Genomic DNA, 14787 nt, shown 5'->3' on the forward strand with positions numbered 1-14787 from the left:
GCTTCTGGTGGTCCTTTTTATCAAAAAAAGAATCTTGAAAATGTTACAGTTGAAGAAGCGACTAACCACCCTACTTGGAAAATGGGTAAAAAGATTAGTATCGATAGTGCAACATTGGCAAATAAAGGCTTAGAGGTTATCGAAGCTGGATTCTTATTCAATTTACCATCAAGTAAAATCGAAGTAACTATTCATAGACAATCTGTTGTTCATTCAATGGTAAGGTTAGCAAATGGAGCAGTTTATGCCCAGCTTTCTCCACCAGATATGACGCTCCCAATAGTCGGTGCAGTTAATGATGAAATTAATCCATTAAAGGATGTAGTTAGACCACTTTCATTTAAAGATTTAACTTTGACATTTAGCTCATGGAGTGAAGAAGAATTTCCTTTATTAAAGCTTGCATACATTGCACTTGAGAAAAAGGGTTCATACCCTATTGCCTTTAATGCTGCTAATGAAGTTGCTGTTGGTCTCTTTATTGATCATAAAATTAAGTTTACTCAAATTGCAGGTATTACTGAAAAGGTTATGAAGTATAACTTTTCTAAAGAATGTAATAGCTTTGATGAGATAGTTGAAGTTGATAATAAAGCTCGTACTATTGCATTAGAAGGATTTTAATGTCTTTGTTAAAAACATTTATTATTCAATTTCTAATAGGTTTTTTTGGAATCTCTCTAGTTTTATTTCTCCATGAATTAGCTCATTTTCTTACTGCTAAACTTGTTGGTGTAAGTGTTGATGAGTTTTCTTTAGGTATGGGTCCAAAGTTTTTTTCTATTCACGGTAGAAAAACAATTTTTACAATTAGACTTTTACCTCTTGGTGGAAGTACTAAAATGAATGGTTCTACAGATCTCATAAAAGCACTAAGAGATGATGCTAAAGAGTTTGAAAGATGCGAAGAAGGATCTTTTTTTACCTCCTCCCCTTTTAAACGTTTTTTAATATTCTTTTCTGGTCCCATTGCTAATATTTTATTAGCACTCCTATTATTTATTATTATTTCCTACATACCTGTTGAAAGAATTGTAAATGATCCTTTAATTGCTAATGCAATTGATTACCCATTTATGTTTAATATAGATATAAAACAAGATAATGTTATGCCTGGAGATAAAATAATTTCTCTAGATAACATAGTAATAAACACTTTTGAAGATGCAGAGGATTATTTAATAAAACATAATAATCGTCCAGTATTAGCATCTCTATTAAGAGGAAATGAAGAAGTTACAACTTTACTATCACCTAAAAACGGTAAGTTTGGTTTAACTCTTTATCAAAAACCAATAATAGCACGAGTTACTCCTGATTCTCCATTTAAAGAAAACGATGAAATAATAAGCGTTAATGGGGATCAAGTAAATTGCACATATGATTTATATAAGCATAGTGATGAAGTTATGGATATTACTGTTTTACGTGATGGTAGCTATATAACAATTAATCTGTCCCCTATGAAGGAATTTCCTTTTGCCTGGAAAAGTGATATAGCTATTACTCCAAAGCCTACTATGAAAGATGCAATAATTTTAGGCTTAAACAGAACTCAAAATATAATAAGAAATATTATTTCAACTTTACTAGATGTCGTTACAGGAAAACTTAAAGATACTAGAAATGAAATTACAGGGCCAACACGAGCTGCAAGTCAAATTGGCTCTATTACGACACTTAGCTTTAAAACAAGTCTAAATACTGGTATTAGAACCTTTTTATATTTAATTTCAACTGTATCTGTTTCTATTGGGGTGATTAATCTTTTACCTATTCCTTCCTTTGATGGTGGACAGATGTTAGTAAATTTATATCTATTAGTATTTAAAAGAAAATTAAAGCCAAAGACATATATTGTATTTCACATCCTTGGCTTAGTTATTTCTACAGTATTACTATTTTTACTATATTTTGTAGATATTAAATTCTATTTATCTTAAAGCTGAACATTTTGATCAATATTCTCAAATGATGCAGTAACAGGTCTAAATCCTATTTTGAATTCACCAGTCTCACCATTACGTTGCTTAGCAATAATTAGCTTTGTAGGCATTAAAGTTTGGTTACCTTCTTTATCCTTAACAAGCTTATCTTGTTCAACCTTTCTTGATCTATGTAAGAACATTACAACATCTGCATCCTGTTCAATTGCACCTGAGTCACGAAGATTGTTTAACTGAGGTTCATTTTTATCACCTTCGGCATCACGAGAAACCTGACAAAGAACAACGACAGGAATTTCAAGCTCACGAGCAAGCGCTTTTAATGATCTTGATACACTTGCAACTTGTTCAAATCTAGGTATTGTGGCATCCATTTCTGCATCAATTAATCCAATGTAGTCGATAAACATGGCTTGAAGCCCTTTTTCTCTCTTAAGTCTTCTAGCTGATGATCTAATTTCTGATAACTTCATATTAGGAGTATCAAATATGAAAAGATTTCTATCATATAAATTGTTTGATGCATCCATCATTCTATTAAAGTTTCTATCCTTTCCACCAAAGAAGGTAGCATTTCTAATAGTTTTTAGTGGAACCTTAGAAATACCAGAAATAAGACGCTGACAAACTTGTACGCCGCTCATTTCAAGGGAGTAGAACGCAACTGAGTAGCTATCAGCACTAGAATTACCTTTAGTAACCATATTTTGAATAATTGAGGTTGCAAAAGCAGTTTTACCAATTGATGGACGAGCAGCAATAATAATGAAATCTGTTGGTCTAAAACCACCATCAGTTGCACTATCTAGAACGTCAAAGCCAGTTTCTACAGCACCTGATGAAGCACCAGACATTCTCTCTTGAATGTTTTCAATAGTTTGAGCAATAAAATCATTTACTTGATGATCTTTATTAGCTTCTCCACTACCAATTGATAATCTACCTAATTCTGCTTCTCCTTCATCAATAACCTTTTGAATATTTGCACTCATATCATAAGCACTAGATGTAAGGAGCGCAGCATTTTTAATTAATGCTCTTCTAAGCGAAAGATTTTTAATTTTTTGAGCATGTACACTAACAGAAGCAGTGTTAGTTACATTTTCTGTTAAAGAAGAGATATATGCAGCACCACCACATTCAGCAAGCTGGTTACGAGCTTCAAGAAAGGAAATAATTGATAGAAAATCGAGAGTTTTGAGTTGCTTTTGCTCTGAATAATCAATTAATGCTTGGAAAAGTTTTTGATGCCCAGTGTGATAGAAATCAGAAGGCTTAATTACCTCACAAGCTATTTCAAGTGCATTTGAATTTAAAAGAATTGATCCTATAACCGCTTTTTCTACATCCTCATCATATGGTAATGTTTGTCCTTTATTTTCAAATGCCATTTTAATCTCCTATGATGATTATAGAATAAAACAAAAAAAATGCCACTAGTGTTTATTACTAGTGGCGTACAACTAAAATCTATATTAGTTCTCAGCTGTCTCTGTAGCAGCAGCTTCTGCTGCAGCCTTAGCTTCCTCAGCAGCTTTTGCTTCTGCAGCTGCCTTAGCTTCTGCAGCCTTTCTTTCCTTAACCTGGATTTCAGACTCAACAACAAGCTTAACGTGAGAAACTTCACTCTCATAGAGGTGTACAACAACAGAGTATGTACCAACCATCTTGATAGCGTGTGTTGCAACTTCAATCTTCTTTCTCTCAACTTCGATGCCCATCTTAGCAAGAGCTTCTTGAACCATTGAAGCTGTTACAGAACCGAAGAGCTTACCAGAATCACCAGCTGTAACAACGAGGTTGATAACTGTTGCATCGAGCTTCTCTTTTAATGAAGCACTCTGAGCTCTCTTTTCAGCCTTTCTCTTTTCGATCTGAGCTGCACGTGACTGGAAGATAGCTGCGTTACCCTTTGTGTATAATACAGCTGCACCAGTTGGGAGAAGATAGTTACGAGCGTAACCATCCTTTACTACTACTACATCACCCTCTTCACCGAGGTTGACAACGTCCTGATTGAGAATAATCTTCATATCAAAGACTCCTTAAAAGGTTTTCTGAGTTCGATCCAAGTATTCACAACTCCTACACCAACGAGTGCAAGTACTAAAATCGCATTTATTCCAGGCAGTAGAATCATAGAAAGAATCAAAAATCCCATCATTCTTGTTCCACTTAATGTGCTACCCTTTCGTCTTAGGTTGTATAGAATAATACTAAAACCTTGCATGCCATAGAAAAGTGTTACTAACAAAGCTAAATTGTTTACAATTACATTTACACTCATAGGAATTGAAACAAAACGCTTTAATAGCATTATTGTCCAAAGACCTAAAAAGGCATAAATAAAACTGTATGGAAGTGAAAAGTTAATTATTTTTTTATCAAAATTAACATCATTTCCATTTTTTGATGCTTCATACAGGTAGTGAACAACTACAATGTTTATAAAAACAAGAGGGATCACTAAGCTGAGCATCATCTCAAGTACCATGTCAAACATAGTATTGAGAGCTTCACTACTTAACTGAAAAATCTCTGAAAACAGAGCAACAAAGATTTCTCTGTAAGTTGATAACACTCCTTGGGCTGATTGTGGTGATATGGTGTATACCACCGCAAAAAGAATAAAGAGTACAAGAGTTGGAACAATTGTATAGATAAGTCTCTTTACAACGTCCTCCCCTTTAGTGTGCATCCATACCATCGCGCCTAGTATGAGAGCAAAAGGAATAAATAAGTTGTTTCCCACAAAGAAATACGTTAGGCTGTTCATAAGCACATCTCTACTAGTATATAGTTGCTTTCCAGCAGCCAGCACCATCACAGCAACGCAGGCGGTGTCCGTAATCTTCTTTGGGTAGCGCTTACTTAGTAACAGAAGTGGAAAAGTAAAAACTAAAGATCCTACAGAAAAACAGCTTAAGATAAAACTTAATACAGTAAGTAAGATTATGTCTCTAGTATCTTTCTTCTCCATTACTCTGCTACCTTAAGAAATCATTTTTTCTCGAATGGAAGATATGCAAGAACACGAGCCTTCTTAATTTCAGAATTTAAAGCTCTCTGGTGCTTTGCACATGTACCTGTGATTCTACCTGGGAGGATTTTACCTCTTTCAGTAATGTAACGGCGAAGCATATCAGGGTTTTTATAATCTGGCATTTGTGCTCCAGCCTGACAGAACTTACAAACCTTTTTCTTAAATCCAACTTTGCGAGCACCAAGTTTTCTATCCTTGATAGCTGCATCCTTATCGTTCATGAATTCTTCATTATCATCACGCATTTTAATTCTCCTTAGAATGGTATTGGGTCATCCCCATAATTTTCTGGACCACCTGAGAAATCAACATTCTCAAGTAAATCTACACTATCTGATCCCATCCCTCTTTGAGGTGCCTGAGATCTTGGCTTGTTCTCGTACTGGGAAGTTGGTCTAGAGTATGAACTCTGTCTTGGAGAGTCAAAAGAATCTCTTGGTTGAGATCCTGAATTTTGATTACCACCAAGTAGCTGAAGAGTGTTAACGAAGATTTCAACAGTTGAACGAGTCTGACCATCAGATTCATATCTGTTTTGTCTTAGTTCGCCAAAAATAGCGACCTGTCGACCCTTTGTTAGATACTGATTAATAGCTTCAGCTGATTTACCAAAATAAACACAGTTAAAGAAGTTTGCTTCATCTTCCCAACTACCATCAACATTCCTCTTTCTTCTGTTGAGGGCAATAGAAAAACGTACAACAGCATCTCCTTTCTGAGAATATCTAATCTCGCTGTCTCTAGTTAATCTTCCAACTAAAGTTACTACGTTAAGATCTCCTGCCATGGACATTTCTCCCTATTTTTCTGAAATTATTTTTCAGGATTTACGAACAAGAACTTAAGAACTAAAGTGCTGAGCTGGAATTCGTGTGATAAGCCTGCAATCTTTGCTGGATCTGCAGAAAGCTCAAAGTACACATAGTGTCCTTTTTCCTGCTTATTGATTTGATATGCAAGTGTCTTAACACCCATATCTTCCTGCTTGGTGATTTCTACACCAGCTTTTGCAAGTGCATCAGTAACAAACTGAAGACCTGCCTTCATCTTCTCGTCATTTGCGTCGAAGATGACGGTGAACTCATAATTTCTCATGGTTCCTCCCTATGGACTAAAAATGAACCGCTCAAACTAAGCGGTTAAAGAGGCATCATGAAATTTATCAAAAAAGTTAATAAAAGTCAATGTAAAGTAAGGAATTCTACAATTATCATATTATTGCAAAAAAAAGTGTTAATAATACATATCAGTTATTATTTTTGGCGAGTATGATAGACATATGATTAAAGTATCAAAGCGTGATGAAGCATTCAGAAATGAAGTATTAACGACTACAAAACAAACTAAACTTATTTTAAAAGTTTGCCTACCTTTAGCAATATTTCAGCTTATAACACAGTTTTTTAATATCCTCGATACCCTAATGGCATCTTACATTGATGCTACTGCTGTATCAACAGTTGCTTATATGGTGCAACTACAGCACATGATTGCTGCAATTGGAGGAGGATTATCAGTTGCAGGCTCAATTAGAATTGCCCACCATTATGGTCATGGTGATTACGATAAGGTAAAACAAGAATTAAGTAGCTTATTTTTACTAACTGCTGTCATTTCAGCTTTAATTATTATTTCACTCCCCTTTACCCCTTTAATATTAAAACTTACCGGTACCCCTGAAGGCTTTACCCAAAGTGGAAGTATCTACTTCATGATAGTTTTAGTTGGGGTTGTTATTAATTTCTTTAATTCAATTTACCTTGCTATAGAAAAATCTAGGGGAAATACAAAGGTTATATTGAAGTTCAATTTAATTACAATAATTGTAAAACTATCTTTAACAGCATTCTTTATTTACATTTTAAAGGGTGGAATTAATCACATCGCAGTTGCAACATTAATTAGTTATTTAACACTTTTTATATTAGGTCCTGTAAAACTTTTTAAAGGTGATGATGCCTTTTCTTTTTCAATAAAGTCAGCTTCCTTGAAGTGGTCTTCAATTGGACCAGTTGTAAAGCTTGCTATTCCAACCATGATAGAAAAAATGAGTTTTTCATTTGGTAAAGCTTTAGTAAATAATATGAGTGCCTCCTATGGAGAAACTACTGTAGGAGCTGCAGGAATATCAAATAACATGTCAGGACTCCTTACAGGAATCCAAGTGGGAATACAAGATGGAGGAACATCTTTAATAAGCCAAAATATGGGTGCAGGATACTTTAAGAGAGTTGTATCAATATTTATTCGCTTAACAACAATCGAATTTATTATTGGATGTATTGGAAACCTTTTATATATCTTTATGATGTATCCTATTAGTTATATTTTTGCTTATAGTAATGCAGGATTAGATAAAGAATTCCAAAACCTAATTATTACAATCTTCCAATATGAGATTTTAGGATGCTTCCTACTTTCATTTTGCTATGCATCAATTTCCGTTTTACTTGGACTTAAGAAAACAAAACTGGTACTACTAATTAATGTATTTAGAATATTTGTTTTCAGAGTACCAGTAATAAGATTCTTTACAAGCTATACAAACTTAGGACCTAAAGCTGTTGGATACACAATGATGATATCAAATAGTTTAACAGGAATATTTGCCTTATGTGTTGCTATCATTGCAATTATAAGAACAAAGAAAAAGCTTAAAGACCAAGCATAGCTTCAAATTTCTCTTGAGGCATGGCACAGGAGTAATAGTAACCTTGTACGTACACATCGCCAAATGAGGCTACATATGAAAGATTATCTTCCTTCTCAACACCTTCAAAGATAATTCTATAGCCAAGCTTATTAAAGCTTGGTGTTACTGCTTTTAACAGATTATCTGTTTTAATATTTGTAGCAGCGGAATATAGCAAGCTATGATCATACTTAATACATTCAAATGGTAAATTAATGTAGTGAGGGATGTTTGAAAATCCTGATCCAAAGTCATCAAGATAGAAACCAATTCCCTTTTCAACTAACTTATCCATAGCAATTCTTACTGTATCATAGTTAGTAATTAAGAAGCTTTCTGTAATTTCAATCTTTATACAGCTAGGTGGAATTGCATATTTATTTAGTGTACTAATTACATCCTTAACTAAGTTTACATCAAAAAACTGACGAGCAGAGAAGTTGACTGAAATAATAGGAGGAGTAATTCCACTATTAATAGCTTTTCGTATTAGCTTAGAAGAAGCATTTAATACATACTCACCAATAATACCAATAAGACCATATTTCTCTGCAATTGGAATAAATTCTGATGGTGGAATAAATGTATTATGTTCTTTATCATATAGTCTAATTAAGCATTCTGCAGTACCTGAATATTCTCCACTAACTTTGTATATTGGTTGGAAATAATATTCAAATTCCTCATTTAAGCAGGCACTTTTTAAAATATTTAATATATAGTTTTCTCTTCTAATTAATGACTTAGTTTTTATATCACAAATAGTTAAAAGTACGTTATTAGTACTTGCATTTGTTTTTGTATTATAGGAAATATTTCGCTTTGTGTACTCTAAAATATTAATTACACTTGATAAATCATCTGCAACAATAGGACAAGAAAGTAAAATAATATCTGTCATTAACTTAATAACAGAGTTACCTACAATCCACTCAGCAGAGAAGATATCAACTATTTCATTTGTAAGCTTTGTACATGCAACCTCATCTATTCCAGGTGCGATTATTGTAAATTCATCATCAGATGTTCTAAAAATTTTTAGTAAATACTTTACACTTGTTAATCTTGAAGCAATATCATTTATTAATGAATTAGTTTCATTCTCATCAAAAGCTTTTTTGTAGTCAGATAGAGATCTAATCTTTATTTTGATAATTGAGAATACAATCTTTTTTTCAAAAAGGTACTCTACACTATTTCTAAATACTGCATCATTTCCAAGACCTGTTAAGGAATCAGTAAGGAGTTCATTAGTTGCTAAATTATATACTAAGAAGAGTAATACAACATAACCGACTAATCCACTAAACTGAAAATTACGAAATGATATTTGAATAATTAGTAATAATGCGATAATTGGAGGACAATATCCTGAAAGCTTAGAAAACTCAGGGGATTGATATTTTCTTTCAATGATCAACACAACTTGAGAAAGCACAATACAAATTAACACCATGAGGGGTGTTATAGTATTTAAAGGTCCTCTAATGTATTCAAATGTAGTTTTATCAACAGAGAAAATACAACCTGTTTTGAAATTTATTAATACAAGAATAAAATTCAGTGCATTAATCAAATATATAAAATTGTGATAATAGAATGATAGATATTTATTTGGAGAATGTTGATATATAAAATCAACTACATAATGCAAAAGCATTGACCCCTGTAATAAAGATAATAAGAACCAAAGTGAATGGATAATCTTACTAATAGAAGTATTTACAGGAGTTCTATTAATTATCAATAAGCAAGAGATTATATTAATTGTAACTGTAGAAATAGATACAATCATTGTATTTTGTAAAAACTTTTCCTGCTTAGAATTAAATAAAGTCCTTTCAGAGTGATGATATATGTAAAGTACTATTGTTAAGAATAACGATATTATCTCTGGAAATACATGATATAATTGCATAAATATTATTTTAGTTTAGTAATGTACTTTTGTACAGTAAAGGAATTAATAAATGTTTGATATGCATGCTCATATTGGTACTTATTTTCAAGATGCCTTAGTTGCAACTTCAAAAATTGAGGAATTTGATGATGTTAAAAACTTTAAATATCACTCATACGGCTCTCTTTCATTTATTAATTGTGATTTAAATTTAATTGAAGAAGAAATAAAAAAAGATGATCTAGGGCTAATAGGTGAAGTAGGCCTTGATAAAAGATTTGATTTTTCTAATCAAGCGACATTTTTTGAAAATGCCATTAAGCTCAGCAAGAAATATGATAGATCATTAATTATTCACTTAGTAGGACATCAAGATGTTTTCTTTAATCTATTAGATCTTTACTCCCCTATTCCTCCATTTTTGGTTCATGGCTTTACCTCATCATTTGAAAGTGCTAAGAGAATAATTAACTATGGAGGCTATATTTCTCTTTCTCCTCGAACTGAAAAAACTAAAGATTTTAAAAAGCTTTTAAAGCTACCGTTCTTTTTAGAAACAGATATGCCTACGGGCGATGATGAGACAAAAACACTAAAGCTATGGTATAACAAGGTTAGCGAGGAACTGGGTATTTTACCGAGTGTTCTTGAGGAGATTATCGATGACAGAAGAACAATTTTTACGCCTTGAAAGATTAATTGGAAAAGATCAAGTTAATTTATTACATCAAAAGCACGTTACAGTTGTTGGTGCTGGTGCTGTTGGTGGATATGCATTTGAATCACTTGTTCGCTCTGGAGTTGGTAATATTAGAATCGTTGATTTCGATACATTTGCCTATTCAAATATTAATAGACAAATATTAGCAACCTATAACACAGTAGGAAGAAAGAAGGTTGAGGTTGCAAAAGAAAGAGCTCTTTCTATCTACCCCGATTGTAATGTTGAAGCAGTTGATGCTTTTGCCTCATTTCAAAACTATGAAATGATAACCCAAAATACCGATCTTGTTATTGATTGTATCGATTCATTGAATCCTAAAATTGGTCTTTTAGAGTACTGTGTAAAACACCATATACCCATTATTTCTTCAATGGGAGCTGCCCTTAGAAGAGATCCTTCCTTAATAAAAACTTCATTAATAAGTGACACTTGGGGATGTCCTCTTGCTCGCCAAGTTAGATCAGGACTTAGAAAGCGTGGAGTTAGTACCGATATTTTGTGTGTATTTTCCCCTGAAAGAGTAAACTTTAAATATACTCCAGTTGAAGAAGAAGAAAGTGAAGAAAATAATAATGAAATAGGACGAAAAAGAGTTGTGCTAGGAAGTTTAGTAACTATTACAGCTATTTTTGGAGAACTCCTAGCACATAATGCACTTTCAATTTTAATTGGAAGTGAGAACTTTACAGGTGAAAAGTCCTTTAAGCCTTAATTAACTTAACAGGCTTGAAAAACTTTATTTGATGAAAATCAGGATTAGGTAAATCAATGTTAAAAAGTGAAATAAAGTGAGGTTCTTTAAGTCCATCTCCACACTTATATGCATTAAGGTATAAAACTTCTTTATCTAAACCAAATTCCTTTAGAGGTATTGATCCTTTAAAGCTATATCTACTTCTTTTATTATTGTTTTCCAATACAACAATTTCTCTTTCAACAAGCTTTAGCTTTTCACTATCTACTAAAGGACGCTCCTGTCTATTTGGACCATAACCACACCTTAAGGCTTTTGATGCTGAAAACTCAAAGTTATAGTAGTTAACATTATCAGGAGAAATAAATAGCTCCATACAGCTATCAAGCCAAACACTCCCATTATCCTCAACTACCATACGTCTAAGTTCCTTTTCAGTCACATTAAATTCAAAATATAACTTTTCGTTATCACAAGAAAGTGTAAGAGAAACAGTAGTATCTTCTCTTTTGCTACCCCAAAGATAATTATCAAAAATAAATGTTTGTTTTTGTTTTTTTATTTCCATATAAATCATCTTACCACAGAATACAAAAAAATATACAGGAGAGTTCATCCCCTGTATATCACATCTAAATATGCAACGAAAAAGAATTACTTTTTCTTATGTCTATTCTGTCTGAGTCTCTTCTTTCTCTTGTGTGTTGCAATCTTATGCTTCTTTCTTTTCTTACCGCAAGGCACAGTTCTGCTCCTTATTCCAATTGGATTTTTTTGTAATTACCGGACTATTATGCCTTTTTTAATAAATACTAGTCAAGTAATTGGAGAAATTTTTCTAAAAGACTTTATTTCCTTTAACAAACTTTGCAAAAACTCTATCAGATGGCTTTAAATATACATATTGTTCTAGGCGTTCTTGCAAGGATAATTCATCTTTTAATGTAGTTTTAATGGAAGAATCATCTAAAACAACGATATCAGCATCATAGCCTTTTATAAACGAACCAACATTACCAAAGAAAGATCCCCCTGAGTAAGTTGCAAGATAAAAGGCTTCAGCAAAGCTTAATGACCTATCCTCGCTGTGACTTAAGCGTTTATTAAGCTTACTTACTTTAATAGCATTTTTCATAGCTGATAAGATCGAAAGCTCCTCACCTCCTGCAACATCACTTGCAAGACCTACATTTACACCACTATCCATTAAAGCTGTGATACGAGCAATTCCACTTGTAAGGTTTGAATTTGAATCAGGACAATGAGCTACATAAATATTTTTATTTTTCATTAGCTCAAGCTCTTTTTCATAGCTATATACACAGTGAGCCATAATTGTCTTTTCTTCTCCCCAGAGCCCAAACATACGATAAGCATCAGCATAGGACTTACTCTTTGGTACTAATTGTTTTACCCACTCAATTTCTGAAGGATTTTCACTTAAATGGGATTGAACAGGTAAGTTATAATCTTTCGAGATTTTTCCAAGCTCTTGTAATAGAGTATCAGAACAAGTTGGAATAAAACGAGGTGTAATAATAGGTTTAATATTCTTAAGCTCTTTTGATTTCTCAATGAAATCTAAAGTTGCATTAATTGACTCCGCAGTTTCTTCTCTCAGAATATCAGGAGCATTTCTATCTGAATTAACTTTACCAACAAATCCAGCAAGTCCTGCCTTTTCTAAAGCATTCATTAAATATAATGCAGAATCCTTATGAATTGTCGCAAATGCACTAACTCGTGTTGTTGCACTATATTTTAAATCCTCTACGAAAATATCATATGCCTTTGATGCATATTCAAGACTTTTATACTTACTTTCTTCAGGAAATGTATGTTCTTCAAGCCATGGTAATAGCTCCATATCCATCCATAGTCCTCTAAATTGATATTGAGGAGCATGTACGTGTAAATCGCTTAATCCTGGAATAACAAGCTTATCTTTATAGTCGTAAAGCTTTAAATTCTTATACTTTTCAGGTAGTTCTTGATAAATTCCTTCCACAACACCATCAAGTACTATAAGATAGCTATTTTTCTTACAAATTAATTCTTCACTAGATTCACAATAGATAAAATTTGAAAAAATTGAAAAACTTTCCACTTAAACCTCCTAACTATTTTTTGATAATAGTCGGATGTTTATGGCAACCCGGTAGAAACTCTTACCCATATCGTAAGGATATATTATCTTAGGTAATTATAGCACTTAAAAAATAAAATTGTAATTTTTTTACTTTTCTTGGCTTTTGTTATTTTTGCTATAGATGAAAGTGAAAAAATGGCTTATCTTTGTTGTATTTAGAGGGATAACATGAAAATTCTTATACTTGGATTAGGGCTAAATGGTGGAGGTGCTTCTGCTGCAAGATACTTTGCAGGAAAAGCTACAGTTAGAATATCTGATATTTCACCAAGGGAAACTTTTGGTCCATTAGCTGATGAAATGGAAAAGCTAGGAATAACATGTTTTTTTTCTGATAAAGATCCTAAAGACAATATTAAATGGGCAGATGTTGTTATAAAAAATCCTGCAATTCCAAATAAGCTCCCTCAATTAGCACTTGCAAAAAGTATTAAAAACGATTTTTCATATCTTTTTTCTTCACCTTTAATTAAGAATATTAAGCTTATATTAGTTACTGGTACAAAAGGAAAATCTACAACTGTTTCTGCTATTAACCACGCATTAAATAAGATGGGTCATAGTAGTTTGTATTGTGGGAATATTGGTATTTCAGCATTCATCACTCTTGATGAATTAGAGAGCAGAAATAAAAAAGGTGAAAAGATGCCTGAATACATAGTTGCAGAAATGTCTTCTTGGCAAATTCATGATACCTATGTAGGCTTAAATGGCATAATGCCTCAAACTGAGTTAACTATCTTAACTAGTCTTTATAGAGATCATCAAAATAGCTACCAGTCTTTAAATGCTTATTATGATGATAAGCTAATATTAATTAATGAAAAATGTAAACGAATATTAATTAATTATAAGACAAAGCTTTATGTAATTAACCATACTCATGGTTTAAAAAAGAAGATTAAAGTATTCCCTTCTCTCTTTAATCCATATATTGGAAATAAGATGGAGTTAATTTGTTCTTATAATGCTCTTAAACTCCTTGGCTTTAAGAAAGATGAAATAATTCTTGCACTCTCAAGTTATAAGGGAATTCCACATAGAATTGAACAGGTTGCAATAAAAAATGATATTATGTTCATTAATGATAGCTCTGCCACAATTAGTGAGGCTGTAACCTTCTCAACTAAAACCCTTTATCCCCTCTCCTACCATTTAATTTGCGGTGGAACAGATAAAGACATTAAAGCTAATGGGATGCTTTCAGCATGTAAAGGAGCAACTAGTGTAATACTTCTTAATGGCTCATTTACAAGAGATAAGCTACTACCAATGCTTGAAAACAATAATATTAAATATTATGGTCCTTATGATGATTTACCATCTGCATTTTATCAGGCAGTTGAAAATGCGGAATTAAAGAAGAACCATACAGCTAATATGCAAGTTGTTATTCTGTCCCCTGGAGCAGCATCCTTTGAAATGTTTAAAAATGAATTTGATAGAGGTGATAGCTTTAGATCTTTAGTTGGCCAATATGTTAGCCACGTCTAAGTTTAAATCTAATATCTTCAACTACTCTATAGCTTGATGCAATAAAGTAATTATAATAGTAATCAAAGGAAGGAGTTCTATTAACTAATTCTCCTCCAAATGATGATTTAAATGTGATTAACTTACTTAAATGTTTATTATCAAC

At 32.6% G+C, this 14787-nt stretch carries 14 protein-coding genes, 1 pseudogene and 1 riboswitch; of the genes and pseudogenes, 6 read left to right on the forward strand and 9 right to left on the reverse strand.

Going from position 1 to position 14787, the window contains the following annotated elements:
* Positions 1–624 (forward strand): annotated as a pseudogene (locus SOY52_RS09910) (1-deoxy-D-xylulose-5-phosphate reductoisomerase); the annotation flags it as partial.
* Entirely contained in the window at positions 624–1943 is a 1320-nt protein-coding gene (gene rseP, locus SOY52_RS09915; protein WP_320848796.1) for an RIP metalloprotease RseP, read from the forward strand. The pseudogene SOY52_RS09910 and the gene rseP, both read left to right, overlap by 1 nt.
* On the opposite strand, the gene SOY52_RS09920 is transcribed toward rseP, so the two are convergent.
* The 6 genes from SOY52_RS09920 to rpsF all read right to left on the reverse strand — a co-directional run bounded on the left by SOY52_RS09920 (position 1940) and on the right by rpsF (position 6084).
* Positions 1940–3337: a replicative DNA helicase gene (locus tag SOY52_RS09920; protein WP_320848797.1), complete on the reverse strand. Its 1398-nt coding sequence runs from the start codon at positions 3335–3337 to the stop codon at positions 1940–1942. The two genes, rseP and SOY52_RS09920, sit on opposite strands and share 4 nt — an antisense overlap.
* An 84-nt stretch (positions 3338–3421) precedes the next feature.
* Positions 3422–3979 (reverse strand): 50S ribosomal protein L9, encoded by a 558-nt coding sequence (gene rplI, locus SOY52_RS09925; protein WP_320848798.1) that lies wholly within the window; start codon positions 3977–3979, stop codon positions 3422–3424.
* The gene (locus SOY52_RS09930; protein ID WP_320848799.1) at positions 3976–4926 is read right to left on the reverse strand and encodes a hypothetical protein; all 951 of its coding nucleotides are present in this window, start codon (positions 4924–4926) and stop codon (positions 3976–3978) included. The genes rplI and SOY52_RS09930 overlap by 4 nt, the downstream gene beginning before the upstream one ends.
* A 20-nt stretch (positions 4927–4946) precedes the next feature.
* Positions 4947–5210 (reverse strand): 30S ribosomal protein S18, encoded by a 264-nt coding sequence (gene rpsR / locus SOY52_RS09935; protein WP_320848809.1) that lies wholly within the window; start codon positions 5208–5210, stop codon positions 4947–4949.
* A gap of 35 nt (positions 5211–5245) precedes the next feature.
* Complete coding sequence (locus SOY52_RS09940; RefSeq protein WP_320848800.1) at positions 5246–5776, reverse strand: single-stranded DNA-binding protein; 531 nt, start codon at positions 5774–5776, stop codon at positions 5246–5248.
* Between the two features lie 26 nt (positions 5777–5802).
* Positions 5803–6084 carry a 30S ribosomal protein S6 gene (gene rpsF, locus SOY52_RS09945; protein ID WP_320848801.1) on the reverse strand — a complete coding sequence of 94 codons (282 nt, stop codon included), beginning with the start codon at positions 6082–6084 and terminating at the stop codon, positions 5803–5805.
* 184 nt (positions 6085–6268) lie between these two features.
* Here rpsF and SOY52_RS09950 point away from each other — a divergent pair, with 184 nt between their 5' ends.
* Entirely contained in the window at positions 6269–7660 is a 1392-nt protein-coding gene (locus SOY52_RS09950; protein ID WP_320848802.1) for an MATE family efflux transporter, read from the forward strand.
* Here the strand turns inward: SOY52_RS09950 and SOY52_RS09955 are convergent.
* A complete protein-coding gene (locus SOY52_RS09955) occupies positions 7644–9257 on the reverse strand; it encodes a GGDEF domain-containing phosphodiesterase (RefSeq protein WP_320848803.1) in 1614 nt (537 codons plus the stop codon). The genes SOY52_RS09950 and SOY52_RS09955 overlap by 17 nt on opposite strands.
* Before the next feature lie 394 nt (positions 9258–9651).
* On the opposite strand from SOY52_RS09955, the gene SOY52_RS09960 reads away from it, so the two are divergent.
* Entirely contained in the window at positions 9652–10272 is a 621-nt protein-coding gene (locus tag SOY52_RS09960) for a TatD family hydrolase (RefSeq protein ID WP_320848804.1), read from the forward strand.
* Positions 10244–11017 carry a tRNA threonylcarbamoyladenosine dehydratase gene (locus SOY52_RS09965; protein ID WP_320848805.1) on the forward strand — a complete coding sequence of 258 codons (774 nt, stop codon included), beginning with the start codon at positions 10244–10246 and terminating at the stop codon, positions 11015–11017. The genes SOY52_RS09960 and SOY52_RS09965 overlap by 29 nt, the downstream gene beginning before the upstream one ends.
* Here the strand turns inward: SOY52_RS09965 and SOY52_RS09970 are convergent.
* Complete coding sequence (locus tag SOY52_RS09970; protein WP_320848806.1) at positions 11007–11567, reverse strand: carbohydrate-binding family 9-like protein; 561 nt, start codon at positions 11565–11567, stop codon at positions 11007–11009. The two genes, SOY52_RS09965 and SOY52_RS09970, sit on opposite strands and share 11 nt — an antisense overlap.
* Before the next feature lie 270 nt (positions 11568–11837).
* Positions 11838–13106, reverse strand: coding sequence for an amidohydrolase family protein (locus tag SOY52_RS09975; RefSeq protein ID WP_320848807.1), 1269 nt, complete (start codon positions 13104–13106; stop codon positions 11838–11840).
* 7 nt (positions 13107–13113) lie between these two features.
* A riboswitch (purine riboswitch) is annotated at positions 13114–13212 on the reverse strand.
* Between the two features lie 104 nt (positions 13213–13316).
* Between SOY52_RS09975 and SOY52_RS09980 the strand changes: the two genes are divergently transcribed.
* Positions 13317–14642 (forward strand): Mur ligase family protein, encoded by a 1326-nt coding sequence (locus SOY52_RS09980; RefSeq protein WP_320848808.1) that lies wholly within the window; start codon positions 13317–13319, stop codon positions 14640–14642.
* The last annotated feature ends 145 nt before the right edge of the window (positions 14643–14787 follow it).

The sequence above is a fragment of the Bullifex sp. genome (assembly GCF_034103065.1).
In the GTDB taxonomy this organism is placed as follows: domain Bacteria; phylum Spirochaetota; class Spirochaetia; order Sphaerochaetales; family Sphaerochaetaceae; genus Bullifex.

Coding starts and splice junctions, on each gene's coding strand:
- rseP (WP_320848796.1), top strand. CDS start 624: ATGTCTTTGTTAAAAACATTTATTATTCAATTTCTAATAGGTTTTTTT.
- SOY52_RS09920 (WP_320848797.1), bottom strand. CDS start 3,337: ATGGCATTTGAAAATAAAGGACAAACATTACCATATGATGAGGATGTA.
- rplI (WP_320848798.1), bottom strand. CDS start 3,979: ATGAAGATTATTCTCAATCAGGACGTTGTCAACCTCGGTGAAGAGGGT.
- SOY52_RS09930 (WP_320848799.1), bottom strand. CDS start 4,926: ATGGAGAAGAAAGATACTAGAGACATAATCTTACTTACTGTATTAAGT.
- rpsR (WP_320848809.1), bottom strand. CDS start 5,210: ATGAACGATAAGGATGCAGCTATCAAGGATAGAAAACTTGGTGCTCGC.
- SOY52_RS09940 (WP_320848800.1), bottom strand. CDS start 5,776: ATGGCAGGAGATCTTAACGTAGTAACTTTAGTTGGAAGATTAACTAGA.
- rpsF (WP_320848801.1), bottom strand. CDS start 6,084: ATGAGAAATTATGAGTTCACCGTCATCTTCGACGCAAATGACGAGAAG.
- SOY52_RS09950 (WP_320848802.1), top strand. CDS start 6,269: ATGATTAAAGTATCAAAGCGTGATGAAGCATTCAGAAATGAAGTATTA.
- SOY52_RS09960 (WP_320848804.1), top strand. CDS start 9,652: ATGTTTGATATGCATGCTCATATTGGTACTTATTTTCAAGATGCCTTA.
- SOY52_RS09965 (WP_320848805.1), top strand. CDS start 10,244: ATGACAGAAGAACAATTTTTACGCCTTGAAAGATTAATTGGAAAAGAT.
- SOY52_RS09970 (WP_320848806.1), bottom strand. CDS start 11,567: ATGGAAATAAAAAAACAAAAACAAACATTTATTTTTGATAATTATCTT.
- SOY52_RS09980 (WP_320848808.1), top strand. CDS start 13,317: ATGAAAATTCTTATACTTGGATTAGGGCTAAATGGTGGAGGTGCTTCT.